Source organism: Psychrobacter sp. 5A.1 (genome assembly GCF_030407455.1).
Taxonomy (GTDB): Bacteria; Pseudomonadota; Gammaproteobacteria; order Pseudomonadales; family Moraxellaceae; genus Psychrobacter.
In genome coordinates, this window is sequence record NZ_JASDDJ010000073.1 from 286 (window position 1) to 14616 (window position 14331).

Here is a 14331-nt window from a genome sequence, read left to right on the forward strand (position 1 = left end):
CAATTCAATACTTCAGCGGATTTATACGCTAAATATTATAATTTTCAAATTAAAGCTTATCTCATTAGAAACGGAGATAAATGTTTGAGCTGGACAGACTAGGATCAATTTAGATTAAACGCTTGCTGATACACTCATCAAACATAATCACTCTATAGGAATAATGACAATCTTTGTCATGTTAAAAGAGCTCATATTAGCAATAATTTCAGGTCAGAAGTTAGCCAAGATCAGGCAGTCTTTTTTGCCTGTCCTGGCTAACTTCTGATCCAACAACCGCAGGGCGTTAGCCCAACCGTCAATCCGTCATAGTTGGTCATCCTCGTGGTTTTTGTGATTGTCTAAAAACGCTTGTTCTTCTTGGGTCAAAGCCTTACCTAGTCGCTGTCTCTGCTTAACAATATCTAAAAAAGCATCGTCCATGTAGCCGTTTTTAGGGTCGTTACCATATTCTTGGACGTTTTTGATAGAGTCTGAAATAGACATTTTGAACCTCTCTTAGTTACTTGATTTCTAAGTGTGGCGCTTGTGAGCGTCTTATTTTCTGCTCCACTCGCTTTTGTATGCCCTTGCCCCAGTTGGTTGCTCTTGACGCTACTAGCTGTCTGAAGTCCTCGTCCTCGCTCATTTGAATGGCGTTCAGTGCCGATTGGTCTATCCAGTCCTGCGTCAATTTGCTTGGCTCGTTTTTCTCGCTCATAGTCGTGTGTCCTGTGTTAGTAATCAATATCCCTATCATTGCCCCTATCGGCTTGCTTCACCTCTCTATCTTGCCGTCTTTGTGCTAACTCGGCTTGCCGTTGCTGTAGCTCTTGCTGTTCTTGCTGTTGGTCGTATGAGTTAACGTCTTTTTGTATGTCGCGTAACTGGTTATATTTATCAGGGAAAGCTTTGTAGTAAAGCGATCTAGCTATTTCTTTATACTCTGGGGTAATTCCTTTTTCCTGTTTGGTGTCATGTGCTGTTTTGAGCTTGTTATATTGCTCTAAATTCTTATCCAAATCCTGCTGCCATGCTTTTGTTTTAAAGGGATTCAGGGGTTTATTATCTCTTAATTTATTAATTTCTTGCAGCATTGGCTTAGCTTTCTCCCTTAGCTCCTTCAGCTCATGCTTGTGCATCTCTTCAGCCTTGCCAGTTATCCCCTTGTCAAAATCCTGTAGCAGTTGGCGCTTACGGTCTATCTCTTGGGCTGTATTTGGCTCTATTTGCGGCTTTGGCGGTGGCGGTGGGGTGTTGGTAGCTTGTAAGGCTTTGGCTGCTTGTTGCTTGGCTCTGAGTGCGTCCATGCCTTGCTGAAACTCTAAGGCTTGTTTTTGTTCTTCCCTCTTGTTGGTATCGATGCGAATTTCTAGCGCTAAACCCTTTATTTTTAGATTACCGGCGTTGATAGCTCGGTTAATGTCGCCCCTGTCTGTTTCCAGTCCTCTGCGCTCCATTGCTGACGCTTTCCACCCTAGTTTTTGCGTAGGTAGCTGCTCGATGCCACGTTCGGCATAGCTGCGGTGGTCGATGCGTTCATTAAAGCCGTTATGCTCTAGGGCTTGGTTGGCTATCTTCGCCCATTCTGCCCTAAGCTCTTTTATCTCGATGCTTGTTGCGCCTAGCCCTAGCGTCTTACGTTTAGTATTTGATAGCTCGATGGTCGCTTTGTCGCCAAACTCAACTTGACCATCAGCTGACAAGCTGACTTCTCTTGTCGTGGTCATAATGTGAGCATGATAATTTTTATTACTGCCTTCTTCATCGGGAGCATGAATGGCTACGTCAACCGCAACGCCATATTTTTTAGATAACATTTTTCCAAAATCTAAAGCGGTTTGAGTTCCTGAAAAATCTTTTGCGTTATGCTCCGCAAACTCTTTTCGTAATTGGTAATCAGTCAGTAACTCAGTACTTCGTCTTTCATCATCGCTTAATTGTTCTGGGTACTCGGGCATCAATTCACTAGGAATGGCAACTATCCACTCTCTAGCCGTTCTAGCATCTTTTCGCTTCTCGGCTTGTTCCGCTAAATTCCACAGCTCGCTTCTATCAATTTCGTTATCGTCTTTATCAAAAACAGTGGCAAGAAGTACGCCACCACGCTTACTATAATCATGGGTAAGCCCTGTTCGCTCGTCCTTGATTTCAGTACCAGCACGATAAGCAGCCGATGCCGTGGCACTTCTGCCACTGCTACGACTGATCGGCTTGGTGGTGGCGTGATAGATTGCCATTAGGGATGTATCTCATTTTTTAGAGTGAACATAATGCCTAATAACAGCCGTTCTTCAATCTCGGTGAGGGCATTTAAACCGTAGTCATGCGTCTTTAATATGACCGCTTGTTGGTCTGCGGTTAGATCAACCGTGATCGGTTCACTGGTTGCAAGCTCCTTGTACTTGTCAAAACTTGATGCTTCAAATAGACTCATTATTGTTATTCCTTATTTTTTGTCTTTAGCTGTTTTTGCTTTTGCTCCGCAGGACGCATTTACGACTTGTCAAAACCATGAAACGAAGTGTAAGAGTTTTGACAAGTCGTAAATGCGCACTTATCTAAAAAGACAGATAAGTGAAAGCACTCCAATTCACTGTTATACTAACATAAACATTGATATATTTAGGTAAGATTATGCCAACGATAGAACAGAAGATCGCCCGTAAACAAGACGAGCTGAACCGACTAAAAACGAAACAAAGAAAATTAGAGACAGGTCAAAAAGTCATCATTGGTGGCATGATGTTATCACTCGCTAAGGAAGACCCACAGATCGCAGAACAGCTACTCAAATGGATTGAAGGCAACATCACACGCAAAACAGATTTAGACCGCCTAGAGGACGTTACCACAGAATTAAGAAGCGATTTTGAGAGAGGTTTTAATCATGGCTTATGATTATTTTATTTCGACCAATGGACATAACGACAGAATAAGAATTCCAGAATGGATTAGCGAACGTGACGATAGAATGGAATCTTATAAATCTGCTGGTGAAGTGGACTATCAAGGTAACTTCACTAGCGATGAATTGATCCAACTGGCCAATGACTATGCTGAAATTTGGGGGAATGCCATGAATGACTTTCATGCAGACCTTCAAAATAAAGGCTTGGCGTACATAAAAAATGCGGAGACAGATCAATTCACTCTATCAGCGATTTACTGGTCATCAGATGAATACTAAGTAAAACAGATATTTTTGATGTTTTCGTTCAAATATAATTTGTTTTAGTTGGCTAATTTTTAAGCTGTAGCCCTTTATTTTCAAGGGTTTAGACTAATATGTTCTTGTCACATTAGGTTTTTAATCAACGATCTCGACAGTCAATCTGCTGATTGACTGTTTTTTTTGATTTTTTCTTTTTTTTTATTAGTCATTTAAAGTAAATTTTTCTTCAATCTCTTGTGTTATATAGCCTAGGGGGCTATATAACACTTGACCAAGCCTCACTTGTTGTCATGCTCTTGGTTCGGCTGGGTTCTGAAATCAGGGAACACTCACCCTAAAGGACTCGCAGTTGAAAAACTGCAAATCCTTTAGTGTTGTTACCTTGACGATGCTTAATCATGCCCTCGGCACGACTTGGGACACTCATCAGGAGGTCATCACTGTATCAAGCTGACCCTGTTAAGATTACGGCTGATAGCACCGCCTAGACACGCTCTTAACCGCTATACGCTCTCTAATGCTAGCAAGGGCTTACACCCAATGTACCGCTTCGAAAGACAATATAACCACTCATTGCGTTGCTCAATATGTCTAGTTCCCCCTGTCAGGAGCTTACTGTCACCCACGCAATGCAGTCGTCACTGATGCCTGCCACCCATTGCTAGGGAACAGTTACAAGGCGTTGATTAGTGGAAAGTAACGATCAAATAAATTGTAAAACCACGGTTTTGTTTTGTAAGAACTGGGTTTTATAGTAGCTAAAAGAGGTAATTTGATTGCAATTTAGCCTAGATTTGGCTTAAAATATGCCCTAATGGGCTTAATTGCTGGTCAAATAACGCAGTTTGGATGCTTATTTGGTCGTTACAGTCGTTCCCCAACTTCTGTAACCATTAACGAACATTAAACGATAAACGCCCCTACTACGTCAAGTAATAGGGGCGTTTATTTTTTTGGGTGTAATTAAGGTTATTTTAATAATGGGCTAATGTCCGTTGTTAAGTATAGCTTAAACAAAATTTTATTCCCCAAAAGATTAGCTATTATTTTAATATATTAGTATCTGAGTACTTAATATGTATGCATATTATAAAAATAATATAGAAAATATTTTGGTAACAATACTTACTTAAATGTTATATAAGAGTAGACGTTAATCGGTAATTATTAGCTTTCAAATTAGAATAATTACTTATTAGAAGGATCGATATGAAAATAATAGTTTCTGCTATTTTGGCTACTTTCCTAAGTGCTTCACTAGTTCCTGTTGCTAATGCAGCTAATGGTCCTAATACGAAGGTTTTTCCAAAATGCTCTGTATACAAGGTACGTGATACTTCTAAAACAGGTAAGGAAGCCGCAAGTGATGCTCCTAGTTGGGTGAAGAATGGTGGATATAAGCCTTGTAAAAACCCAAACGAAGATGGAAAGACCTTTGCCGATAGAGCTATTCGATTACATTACAACACTGATAATTATCAGAAAGGCGCTGCTACCGAGTTTAATCGCATACAAAAATATGGTGACAGAGCTTTTAAATAATCATTTTAAGAGAGGTTTTTTATGACAACAATTTATGTTCTTGAACACGCTGCTGAAGGCTTAACAGAGCGCATGAAACTTTTAGGTGTTTATGACTCTAAAGAAGAGGCGGAAAAAGCTATTGAGTTCCTTAGTGATAAGTCAGGTTTCAAAGACTATCCCGAGGATTTTGTAATAGATGAATACGAAGTTAATAAAGTTTGTTGGTCAGATGGTTTTGGATAACAGTTTGTTTGCGTAGTAACGCATGTAATTTATTAGCCATCTTTAATTGAGATGGCTTTTTTAAATCTCAGATCGAGAGTTAGTGCTCAACTACATAATCATGATGCTTACTATGCTTGCTAAACATGCCCCTTAGCACTCTCATAAGCTCCTTGTATCAGCTGATACAAGGAGCTTATCTATAAGAATGGTGTTATATCTATCAGCATTATGATCTCCACTATCGTGGAAAAAATATCTAAAATCAAAGATAATATTTCTAGCTTTTTCATGTGCAAATCCTTTCATAATTTAAGTTGTGTGAGAGCTCAACAAGACGTTGAATGTAGTTTTTAGAGCCGTTCCCCATCTCGTGTTAAGATTATTCCATTAGGCATGAAATGATTAGATGATGTGGTTCAGGTAAGGCATTATCAAAATCTGCTGTAAGCTCTGAATCATCAATTCAGGTGTATATGCGCTATCCACCGTATCTTTTGTTATTAATACTTCAGATGTTACTAAAACAGCTTACAGCTCTATATAAAACTGCTCTGATATCCTTACAACTATTATGAATGCTTAATTTCAGGCGTCTGGAAGGGGGTTCCAATCTGCTTCCCCTTATACGTGTAACACTAAACCGAACTAATATTTTTCAGACAAAAAAAGACCTTCAGGATTTCTGAAGGTCTTTTTAGTTTGGCGAGATTTTTAGCTTATTTCAGCAATGAGCCTCACCAAGTTTAACCCACTCTTTGGTTTTCATAAGTTTGTCATAGTCGATTACCTGAACCCAAACGCCTTGCTCTTTAGCGTCAAACTGGTCGTTTATCTCAATACAAGCGTATTCAGCAAACCCATCACGACGGCTACCATCATCTCTTACGCCAATTTTGAATATCTTATCAGCAGTCCATGTTGCATCTAGCACAGTAGGCTCTTCATCACTCAAAAAGTAGTCGGTGATTTCTTGTCTTTGATCGTCTGTAAACTCATTAACAGTCACTTGCTCCGTTTCAACCTCTACTTGTTCAACTTTATCTGAGCTGCAAGCTGTAATTAATAATGCTAATAACAACGTTGTGAAGACGTTTTTCATATTTTACTTTCTAAGCATGAAGGGCTTTTTCTTCGTTAATTCAGCGGTCAAAAACCGGTCTATTTCCATTTACCATAATGTACCTTTATGCGAACAATGACACTCTATGTCGTGCTAAACGTGCATGTTTTGGACTTATTTTTGCTACGGTCTACAGTCTCACATAACGCCACGTTTTTAGCCCCATTTCTTGCGCCCACAACTTAGCAGTTGCTTTGTCACCTGCTATTGGCACTATGTTCAAATCTAGCACCTCACTCAGTGAATAAGTGGTACTACTCACCGTTTTAGGGTCGAATACATACCATCTAAAAACTCTCTCTGTGGTTGCTAATACATATCTCATCAATCACCTCGCTTTATAAACTTATGTCCATTTATCATGTTAGAATTTATGTCTTAGGTATATTTAGGACGATACTATGGCAGCTTATATCACCGTAGGCGCGACGACAACTCATGGCGGTAAGGTGATTAGTGGCTCACCACACACGACTCACAACGGTATTCCCATATCGCGTAAAGGCGATAAAGTCGTTTGTAAGAAGTGTAAAAAACTGACGACTATTTTGACAGGGGATGCCTCGTTTATTGTCGATGGTGCACCCGTTGCTCGCGCAGGAGATGTAACCAGCTGCGGTGCTAAGCTCATTGCGGTTCAGCAGTCGTTCTGTGAATCTGGTTTTGAAGTGATGGGCGTTGAGCAACCAGCGCCTATACAGTTTCCTAAATCTGATCCAGAAAGTTTGTTTGCAAGCCTTGCAGCTTCTGACGATAAAGATTCTGAAGATGAAATGTCTGATGAGGAGTTAGACTCTTGGCGTGAAGATGCTGTCGCAGACGGTTTAGAAAATGGTTTGGTAGCAAATGCTGATGGCGGCATTCTTCCTAGTTTTGGCCCCTCTAATCAAGATATTAGTGACTTTTCGGGGATATCAAAGGATAAAATAGATGCAGTTGGAAATACCGCCGCTGGATTTAACCAAATGTGGACGTTTGGATTATCAGATGTTCTTTTAGGTGCGCCAGATCCTAACAAGGCAAGTACAAAAGTAGGCCAAGTAGCTGGAATGGCAGCAGGAACCTTAACAGGTAGCACAGCAGCTAATTCAGCGATTAAAGTTGGTCAGGCGACTAAAGCTGCACAGGCTCAAAGAACTGCCGCTATAGAAAAAGCTGCACAAAGAATTGCTAAAAATAAGCAAAATAGAGCTGATAATTATCTAAAATTCAGTCCGAACTGGTCGAAAGGAAGTTTAAAAGATAGTCATGAAAAATTCACACCAAATGCAAAAGGTGTTCTTAGTAAGGACGGTGTAAAAACGAGATACACGAGTAGCGATAGCCGCTATACAATCACCAAAGACAATGAACACAATTACTATAAAATATATGATAAGACACGTAGACAGAATATTTTACCAGATGGCAAACCTCCATCTACTAGAGGCCTTAAGGGGAAAGAAGCTAAAGACGCTATGCAACAACAAATACATATAAGGAACACAGACTAATGAAGAAAACACCTGAATACTGCTTTTTTTGCTTACCTGCCGACATTAATATAGATGATTATAGTGAAATGTTGCAATGGGGATATGATCATTCAGAAGCTGCTACTGTTTTATCTCTTACTCAAGAACAATTAGATTATTATCATGAAGTAGGTCTATGGGATTTAATGTCAGAACATACAGACTACATGATAGGACCGTCTGATAGTAATGTTATTTTTGATGAAGAAATCCAAAACATACGCAACGCTATAGTAAAAGAGGTTGCATTAAAGGATAGTAATATCATGAAAATAATTGAGATTTTGGACTATGCAATGCTACATGAAAAAGCTGTGATAATGAATTTTGGATAAGTAAGCCTAGATATCAGATCCTTACTTTGTACGTGCGGATGGTAAAGGTTTTTATAGACCTAACTTAACAGAGGTTCTTGCACATGAACTTGGACATATAAAAAACTATAGCACTCACGGTAAACTTTTCTATAATCATCTATCAATAGTCCATCAAAATACTATTATGAGACAATTATATAAAAACTCTATTGCCTGTCATCCAAACAAAGAACATGGAGGAGGTTTTGGTAATTAGATCACTTATACCACTTTTGTTTTTTTGCTTAGCAGCGGCTTGTAGCAGTGAAGTAGAACAACCTTTCAGTTTGGATTATCTATACAGTGCGGATCCTACAGCTGATGCTCTGAAAGCAATTTCGAAGGGTGATTTACACGTTTATGCCACTTACAGTGGTGGTCCCTACACTCCCGAAATAAAGCGAGGGTGCGTTAGCGATGAAAATATTGTTCCAATAATAGGAGCTACACATGGATATGAAAATTATAAGCAGCATCAATTCAATACTTCAGCGGATTTATACGCTAAATATTATAATTTTCAAATTAAAGCTTATCTCATTAGAAACGGAGATAAATGTTTGAGCTGGATAAACTAGAGTTAATATCATGTACTGGTTGCATGGAGCACGTTATACAATCAATATCAGCTGTTCACCCACTCTACTCTAATACAAAAAGGATACCTCATGAGCGAGATACAATTGTCTAACCGCGTCAACAACATCAAACCGTCACCGACTATGGCCATTACCAATAAAGCCAAAGAGATGAAAGCTGCGGGCAAAGATATTATCGGCTTAGGCGCTGGCGAACCTGACTTTGATACACCAGAGCACATCAAAAAAGCAGCGATTGACGCCATTAATAATGGCTTTACCAAGTACACTGCTGTTGATGGCACGCCAGAGCTAAAAAAAGCCATTATTGAAAAATTTAAGCGTGACAATGACATCAGCTATGAGCCAAACGAAATCCTAGTATCGGCCGGTGGTAAGCAATCATTCTTTAACCTTGCCCAAGCCTTTATTAATCCAGGTGACGAAGTTATCATCCCTGCACCTTACTGGGTCAGCTACCCTGATATGGTCATCATCGCAGAAGGCGTACCTGTCATTGTTAAGTGTCCTGCAGAGCAAGACTTCAAAATTACTGCCGACCAGTTAGAATCAGCCATCACTGATAAAACCAAAATGTTGGTACTGAATAGCCCATCTAACCCAACGGGTATGATTTATACGTTAGACGAGCTAAAAGCCATCGCTGAAGTCTTGAAAAAACATCCACAAGTCTATGTGGCCTCAGATGATATGTATGAACATATCCGCTGGACAGGTGATAAGTTCTACAATATTTTGAATGCTGCATCTGAGCTGAAAGAGCGCGCCATCATCTTAAACGGTGTCTCGAAAGCGTATGCAATGACAGGCTGGCGCATTGGTTATGCTGGCGGCCCTGCCAAACTAATCGGGGCCATGAAAAAGGTGCAATCACAATCTACCTCATGCCCAGCTTCTATCAGCCAAGTCGCTGCCGAAGCGGCTATCAGTGGCGACCAAAGCGTACTAGAACCAATGGTAGCGGCATTCGAGAAGCGCTGTGATTTGGTCGTGAATGGTCTAAATGCCATTAAAGGTATTACTTGCCTGCGTCCTGATGGCGCATTCTATGTATATCCAAATATCGTACCGCTCATCAAAGCGGCTGGGCTGTCGTCATGCACAGAGTTCTCAGCATGGTTGTTAGACAAGGTTGGCGTGGCAGTCGTCCCTGGTGATGCCTTCGGCCTTGGCGGTTACATGCGTATCTCTTATGCCACTGATGAAGCCACATTGAAAGATGCGCTAGCACGTATCGAAAAAGCGGTGGCTGACTTAGACGTTGCTGAATAAATAATAATGGGCCAATCGTAATGAACCATTAGTCTTATCATTGCTCTTATAAAAAAAGATGCCCTATATACGCTATAGGGCATCTTTTTTGTGAAAATCTTAGGCGTTTTTAGGAAAAACCCTCTATCTCATCATTAAAATGACAATTTTTGCGAATTATGCAAAAAAAAGCTTGACGTATTTTTTATCTTTGCTAGAATACGCCCCACTTAGCAAGAACTCGTTAGAGACTTCTAAGGCTCGTTGTAAGCGATTAAACACTTACAACCTATTCTCCAATAGCTCAGTTGGTAGAGCAACGGACTGTTAATCCGTGTGTCCCTGGTTCGAGCCCAGGTTGGAGAGCCATATACTAAAAACCTTCATCATAATTTGATGAAGGTTTTTTTATTGTTATCACTTTTATATTTACGTCCAATAATATTAGCAAGGCGGTGGTGTTCTTTTAGACCGTTTTGTTGTATGGTAAGGCTAGTTTGATTGGATTCGTTTTTGTTTGGGTGCTCTGCTTCTATTCACTAAAAGTAATGGTTTATTATGATACCTGTACGTATAAAAAATAAATTTTCTGATCATCCGCAAAAAATCATGCGACCGATCAGTATTCGTTTGTCTGAAGAGATGATTGCCTTATTAGAAACAACGTCTTCAGACTTGGGCTTTAAACGCATTCAAGGACTTATTCGCCTCTATATTCGTCAAGGCCTTGATCGTGACCATCAGGACTATACGCTAGCCCATGATGAAGTCTTCATCGAGACGTTACGTAAGCGCGGCGTTAGCCAGCATATTATCGATGAAGCGATTGTAGTGACTCATAACAACAACATCACGCATCCTTTGTCTGAACTACAAGACAACGACTAATAGTCTCGCTGCTAAATAGCATTGAAATAGTACAGCCAAAGCTCATTATTCAGTGCTATAAGAATCAAAAAGACCCAATTTGCTAAAGCGAACTGGGTCTTTTTTTGTGGCTGTCATAAAGGTTAGGGTCTGTTGAACATTCAAATGTGGTGCTGGCAGTCACTATTTTTTAGACAATATGCAGTGAAATTTTTGACGCCTAGTCATTCTAGGTTAAACAATTTCGCCATATATTGGCAGAAAATAGTACTGCCCTGAAAGGCTGATGCTAAAATCACCCCAAACGTTGTTGCAATCCTAGTTAAGGTCTCGACATTATCGTCGGCTTGCGCCTAATTTGGTGCAATTTTAGCAATCAGCAGCCCTAATATTTGAATGTTCAACAGACCTAAAAGCATGACTGATATTTTTAACCCTTTTTTTTAATTCACGTCTCTTTCTTTATGCCCGTCTCTTTCTTAATTCAAAGCACTTGCCTTTTTTGGCATTACATCAAGTTGTCTGCCGTCGTTAGCCATAATTAAACACAACGAATCATTAAACGAGGTATATTAAAAATAGAGTCGCGACTATTTATAAAATTTCAACATCATAGGGATTTACAAGGGGGTATACGATGGTGGGTTTATATCAGCGTTTAGACAAAGCGTTGTTGCTAGCGGTTGCTTTGGCAGTGCTGCCAGTCGTTTCTGCGTGCTCACAGCCACAAACCGATCCAAACAAAAAAACAATACCGACCAACTCTGACCAGTGGCAAAAAAAGCTCGGTACTACCTTTGAGCAGCTACCCAAGGCTGATCAGCAAGTCCTTAGCCGCTATATGTTGCGAATGAAGCTGAGCGGCGCTTATGAGTCAGGCGCGATGCCACGTACCACTATCAAACAAGCCCTCATACAGCAGCGTGAATACGAGCGCTTACATCCAAACAATCCTACGGGTAAGAAAAGCCCTATCGTCAAGGGTCAGCAAGCAGCAACCGCTAATGCACAGAATTACCCTATCGCCCTACTGCCAGTCAAGACCAGCGACGACGATAGCTTAAACCAAGTAAAACTACAGTTCATGCTATCGAACCACGGTCAGGTCGCTATTCAAAGCTTTAAAGGGACGCTAATCATGCAAGATGCGCAGCTGACGAAAGGCAAAAGATTCAACGTGCCCTCGACACCGTTTGATCCGCCCATTCAACCAGAGCAGTCTGGCAAAATCATCATTGAGAGTAGCATAGAAGACATCAACGTTATGCGTGCCATAAAAAACACCAAGGACATGACTATTATGATTAGCGAAGGTGTTTTAACGTTAGAGGATGGACAAACAGTGGAGTTTGACGAGTCGCTAATGAAATAAAGGATGTCATTGGAAATTAATTACAAGTTAGTTCATTGCAATGTCATTAAAAAAACCATTGGAAAAGAACGTAAAAAAAGCCCCAATCATTAGTGATTGGGGCTTTTTTTATAAAGTAGTTATACTATACATTAGAAATTACCTTTGAACTCAGCAGAAAATATACTAGGTCTTAATAATTGAAAAAAACTAACTCATGTCTAGTTCATAAGGTAAGTTGTTTTTCACCTTATCTAATAAATGGAAGGCTTCTTGAGAGTATTTTCTAAAGACACTATTTTCTCCTGAATTTATTCTTAAGTGATACTTGTTATCTGAGTTTTTAATATCCACACCTTTTTCTTCACGTATTTTTGTCATCAATGCATGTACAGGATGCCAACGTTCATACCCTAATTTTTCAGCAAGTTGTGTCATCGTATAGCAGAAGCTAGCATTGATGTGCTGACCATTATCAAGAGTTCCTAAACCAAATAACGTTAGCAATTTAGAATCATCATTGGATACTTCCGATAATATTTTAAAATTGAAATCTAATTCTCTTTTCGGTATATCAGAAGTTACCATTTTGTAAGTTCTGCTGAGAAGCGATCTTAATATTTTAGGACTTACAGTAATTTTGGGAGACAACTGCGCTATTGCATCATAAACCCAGTTGTACTCATTTGCATAAATCACTTTGATTCGAATATTCTTATTTTCGTTAAGAGCAATAAGCTTCTCTTTTGAATAATTGTGACTATCATCAAAATTACTGTCAAAAATGACCATGTAGATATTTGGCACTAGCTCGCCTTTAGAAGCTAATATTTCATCTATATCAGACAATATGTTTATAATATTTTGGTCATTAAGGCTGTAACCTAAGAAAAATAAAGGATGCTCTGCAAAATAGGTTAATAACTTCGAGCTTAAATATTTTTTCTTTTCATTAAAATATTCGTAATCTTCATGTGTCAATACGATACTACTACTATCTTCATAACAACCATGTATTTTTAATATCTCGCCATAAGATGTATATAGTCAGTTCAAAATAAAACTGTTATGGCTAGGACAAATATCATAAAACAATTTAGATAAGTCATTTTCCATCCAGCCTTGCCGCAGAAACTTCACCTGTGCCCATTTCTTTTCGATAGGGTTTAAGTCTGGGCTGTACGGCGGCAGCCAAAGAATACGATGACCATGCCTGTTCAATAGCTTTTGAATGCGTTTATTTTTATGAAACTTGGCATTATCCATGACAATCACGCATTTTGTTTTAAGACTTGGGATTAGTGTTTGTTTGCACCAATCGTAGAATATACTGCTGTTAATGTTGTGCTCAAAATAATCCAGGGCAAACAGCATTTTTTCATAGAGAGCACCGATGACATTGGTACGCTTTTTTGCTTGCCAATTGTAACTATCGATACAGGGTTTACCTATCGGTGCATAGCCATAAGGACGAATAGTTTCAGCCTCAAAGCCACTTTCATCCATGTACACAATGGGGTAGCCTTGCTGCGTAAAGCTATTAAGCTTACTCTGATATATCGCTCTTTTTATCGGACACGCTTTTGGATGTTCCAAGGTCTTTTTTTTGACTGATACCAAGGCGTTTTAAGGCATGATAAATGCCTGTTTTACTACAGTTTAAACGACGTGCTCGCTCATACTGGTAATCATCAGGATGTTCTTTGACATCATTAAGTAGCACGTCATCTGGTATTTTATAGGGTTTGGTTTGCCTTGTCGTTTTGCTATGAACACGTCTCTTCCAGTTTTGTATGGTGGTTGGGCTGAGATTATAGAAAATAGCGGCTTCAGCGAAGGTCATACCGTCATCTATACTTTTAAGAACTTGTTTACGGAAATCTAATGAGTAAGTCATGGTCTTTATAATAATAATTAAGTTTGATAATTAGTTTATAACACTTTTAAGTAGGCTTGACTATATAAAATTAGCCATACCCAAAATAACATGTTTAGAACCATCGAAAAATACGCTCCCCTAGTGAGGACTTGAACCTTCGGTTTTAGGCTAGTGATACCAATGGTGTTAATTAGACCTCTTGCAAAATTACCAGTTTATTGACTTCCAGTGACGGAGTCACAAGGGATAGCGATGACTTATGCAAGAGGTCTACTAATGAATAAAACACTAAGTTTAATTGTGGCAACTTGTCTTCTAGCTGGTTGTGCGTCAACAAGTAGTATCAAAGACAATAACAGTGAAATTGAACCTGATATAGATAGATCAAGTCTACCCAGCGGGGTATTAACTTACTATAGTCGATCCACAATAAAACTAGTACAACCCATATCATAGAACAGTTTAGGTAAATTATTCTCCATCCAGCCTTG

19 protein-coding genes and 1 tRNA gene are annotated in these 14331 nt (G+C 39.4%); 11 read left to right on the forward strand and 9 right to left on the reverse strand.

All coding sequences use genetic code 11. From position 1 onward, the window contains the following. Positions 1-306: 306 nt before the first annotated feature. From QL982_RS12720 to QL982_RS12735, 4 genes are read right to left on the reverse strand one after another with little or no spacing between them, the layout of a single operon-like run. Positions 307-486 (reverse strand): hypothetical protein, encoded by a 180-nt coding sequence (locus tag QL982_RS12720; RefSeq protein ID WP_290165509.1) that lies wholly within the window; start codon positions 484-486, stop codon positions 307-309. 16 nt (positions 487-502) lie between these two features. Continuing rightward, complete coding sequence (locus tag QL982_RS12725) at positions 503-700, reverse strand: hypothetical protein (protein ID WP_290165507.1); 198 nt, start codon at positions 698-700, stop codon at positions 503-505. A 16-nt stretch (positions 701-716) separates the two neighbouring features. Beyond that, positions 717-2219 (reverse strand): MobA/MobL family protein, encoded by a 1503-nt coding sequence (locus tag QL982_RS12730; RefSeq protein ID WP_290165505.1) that lies wholly within the window; start codon positions 2217-2219, stop codon positions 717-719. After that, positions 2219-2416, reverse strand: a complete 198-nt coding sequence (locus QL982_RS12735; protein WP_290165503.1) for a hypothetical protein — start codon at positions 2414-2416, stop codon at positions 2219-2221. Before QL982_RS12735 ends, QL982_RS12730 begins: the two co-directional genes overlap by 1 nt. Positions 2417-2616: 200 nt before the next feature. Between QL982_RS12735 and QL982_RS12740 the strand changes: the two genes are divergently transcribed. From QL982_RS12740 to QL982_RS12755, 4 genes are all read left to right on the forward strand, one after another. Continuing rightward, positions 2617-2880: a hypothetical protein gene (locus tag QL982_RS12740; RefSeq protein ID WP_290165500.1), complete on the forward strand. Its 264-nt coding sequence runs from the start codon at positions 2617-2619 to the stop codon at positions 2878-2880. Further along, complete coding sequence (locus QL982_RS12745) at positions 2870-3169, forward strand: hypothetical protein (protein WP_290165498.1); 300 nt, start codon at positions 2870-2872, stop codon at positions 3167-3169. Before QL982_RS12740 ends, QL982_RS12745 begins: the two co-directional genes overlap by 11 nt. Before the next feature lie 1194 nt (positions 3170-4363). After that, a complete protein-coding gene (locus tag QL982_RS12750; protein ID WP_290165496.1) occupies positions 4364-4696 on the forward strand; it encodes a hypothetical protein in 333 nt (110 codons plus the stop codon). Positions 4697-4717: 21 nt separating this feature from the next. Beyond that, positions 4718-4921 carry a hypothetical protein gene (locus QL982_RS12755; RefSeq protein ID WP_290165494.1) on the forward strand — a complete coding sequence of 68 codons (204 nt, stop codon included), beginning with the start codon at positions 4718-4720 and terminating at the stop codon, positions 4919-4921. A 703-nt stretch (positions 4922-5624) separates the two neighbouring features. Here QL982_RS12755 and QL982_RS12760 read toward each other — a convergent pair. Together QL982_RS12760 and QL982_RS12765 are read right to left on the reverse strand one after the other, a co-directional pair. Next, positions 5625-6002, reverse strand: coding sequence for a hypothetical protein (locus QL982_RS12760; protein WP_290165492.1), 378 nt, complete (start codon positions 6000-6002; stop codon positions 5625-5627). A gap of 151 nt (positions 6003-6153) precedes the next feature. Beyond that, positions 6154-6348, reverse strand: coding sequence for a hypothetical protein (locus QL982_RS12765; protein ID WP_173240575.1), 195 nt, complete (start codon positions 6346-6348; stop codon positions 6154-6156). 76 nt (positions 6349-6424) lie between these two features. Here QL982_RS12765 and QL982_RS12770 point away from each other — a divergent pair, with 76 nt between their 5' ends. From QL982_RS12770 to QL982_RS12800, 7 genes are all read left to right on the forward strand, one after another. Further along, entirely contained in the window at positions 6425-7516 is a 1092-nt protein-coding gene (locus QL982_RS12770) for a PAAR domain-containing protein (protein WP_290190367.1), read from the forward strand. Beyond that, entirely contained in the window at positions 7516-7872 is a 357-nt protein-coding gene (locus QL982_RS12775) for a DMP12 family DNA mimic protein (RefSeq protein ID WP_290166204.1), read from the forward strand. The genes QL982_RS12770 and QL982_RS12775 overlap by 1 nt, the downstream gene beginning before the upstream one ends. A 227-nt stretch (positions 7873-8099) precedes the next feature. Next, positions 8100-8471, forward strand: coding sequence for a hypothetical protein (locus QL982_RS12780; RefSeq protein WP_290190368.1), 372 nt, complete (start codon positions 8100-8102; stop codon positions 8469-8471). A 90-nt stretch (positions 8472-8561) separates the two neighbouring features. Continuing rightward, entirely contained in the window at positions 8562-9764 is a 1203-nt protein-coding gene (locus QL982_RS12785; RefSeq protein ID WP_290166084.1) for a pyridoxal phosphate-dependent aminotransferase, read from the forward strand. Positions 9765-10036: 272 nt separating this feature from the next. Beyond that, positions 10037-10112, forward strand: a tRNA-Asn gene (locus tag QL982_RS12790). Between the two features lie 189 nt (positions 10113-10301). Then, positions 10302-10631, forward strand: a complete 330-nt coding sequence (locus QL982_RS12795; protein WP_290163564.1) for a CopG family transcriptional regulator — start codon at positions 10302-10304, stop codon at positions 10629-10631. 616 nt (positions 10632-11247) lie between these two features. After that, entirely contained in the window at positions 11248-11982 is a 735-nt protein-coding gene (locus QL982_RS12800) for a hypothetical protein (RefSeq protein WP_290163565.1), read from the forward strand. A gap of 189 nt (positions 11983-12171) precedes the next feature. On the opposite strand, the gene QL982_RS12805 is transcribed toward QL982_RS12800, so the two are convergent. Genes QL982_RS12805 through QL982_RS12815 form a run of 3 tightly spaced genes read right to left on the reverse strand, consistent with a single transcriptional unit; the run spans position 12172 to position 13858 of the window. Beyond that, positions 12172-12987, reverse strand: a complete 816-nt coding sequence (locus QL982_RS12805; protein WP_356645783.1) for an SIR2 family protein — start codon at positions 12985-12987, stop codon at positions 12172-12174. Positions 12988-13008: 21 nt separating this feature from the next. Then, complete coding sequence (locus QL982_RS12810; RefSeq protein ID WP_356645780.1) at positions 13009-13581, reverse strand: IS630 family transposase; 573 nt, start codon at positions 13579-13581, stop codon at positions 13009-13011. Beyond that, positions 13508-13858 carry an IS630 transposase-related protein gene (locus tag QL982_RS12815; protein ID WP_290190370.1) on the reverse strand — a complete coding sequence of 117 codons (351 nt, stop codon included), beginning with the start codon at positions 13856-13858 and terminating at the stop codon, positions 13508-13510. The genes QL982_RS12810 and QL982_RS12815 overlap by 74 nt, the downstream gene beginning before the upstream one ends. Positions 13859-14331 lie beyond the last annotated feature (473 nt).

Excerpts from the sequence above, each read along its gene's own strand:
- QL982_RS12720 (WP_290165509.1), bottom strand. The coding sequence starts at position 486 with ATGTCTATTTCAGACTCTATCAAAAACGTCCAAGAATATGGTAACGAC.
- QL982_RS12725 (WP_290165507.1), bottom strand. The coding sequence starts at position 700 with ATGAGCGAGAAAAACGAGCCAAGCAAATTGACGCAGGACTGGATAGAC.
- QL982_RS12730 (WP_290165505.1), bottom strand. The coding sequence starts at position 2,219 with ATGGCAATCTATCACGCCACCACCAAGCCGATCAGTCGTAGCAGTGGC.
- QL982_RS12735 (WP_290165503.1), bottom strand. The coding sequence starts at position 2,416 with ATGAGTCTATTTGAAGCATCAAGTTTTGACAAGTACAAGGAGCTTGCA.
- QL982_RS12740 (WP_290165500.1), top strand. The coding sequence starts at position 2,617 with ATGCCAACGATAGAACAGAAGATCGCCCGTAAACAAGACGAGCTGAAC.
- QL982_RS12745 (WP_290165498.1), top strand. The coding sequence starts at position 2,870 with ATGGCTTATGATTATTTTATTTCGACCAATGGACATAACGACAGAATA.
- QL982_RS12750 (WP_290165496.1), top strand. The coding sequence starts at position 4,364 with ATGAAAATAATAGTTTCTGCTATTTTGGCTACTTTCCTAAGTGCTTCA.
- QL982_RS12755 (WP_290165494.1), top strand. The coding sequence starts at position 4,718 with ATGACAACAATTTATGTTCTTGAACACGCTGCTGAAGGCTTAACAGAG.
- QL982_RS12760 (WP_290165492.1), bottom strand. The coding sequence starts at position 6,002 with ATGAAAAACGTCTTCACAACGTTGTTATTAGCATTATTAATTACAGCT.
- QL982_RS12765 (WP_173240575.1), bottom strand. The coding sequence starts at position 6,348 with ATGAGATATGTATTAGCAACCACAGAGAGAGTTTTTAGATGGTATGTA.
- QL982_RS12770 (WP_290190367.1), top strand. The coding sequence starts at position 6,425 with ATGGCAGCTTATATCACCGTAGGCGCGACGACAACTCATGGCGGTAAG.
- QL982_RS12775 (WP_290166204.1), top strand. The coding sequence starts at position 7,516 with ATGAAGAAAACACCTGAATACTGCTTTTTTTGCTTACCTGCCGACATT.
- QL982_RS12785 (WP_290166084.1), top strand. The coding sequence starts at position 8,562 with ATGAGCGAGATACAATTGTCTAACCGCGTCAACAACATCAAACCGTCA.
- QL982_RS12795 (WP_290163564.1), top strand. The coding sequence starts at position 10,302 with ATGATACCTGTACGTATAAAAAATAAATTTTCTGATCATCCGCAAAAA.
- QL982_RS12800 (WP_290163565.1), top strand. The coding sequence starts at position 11,248 with ATGGTGGGTTTATATCAGCGTTTAGACAAAGCGTTGTTGCTAGCGGTT.
- QL982_RS12815 (WP_290190370.1), bottom strand. The coding sequence starts at position 13,858 with ATGACTTACTCATTAGATTTCCGTAAACAAGTTCTTAAAAGTATAGAT.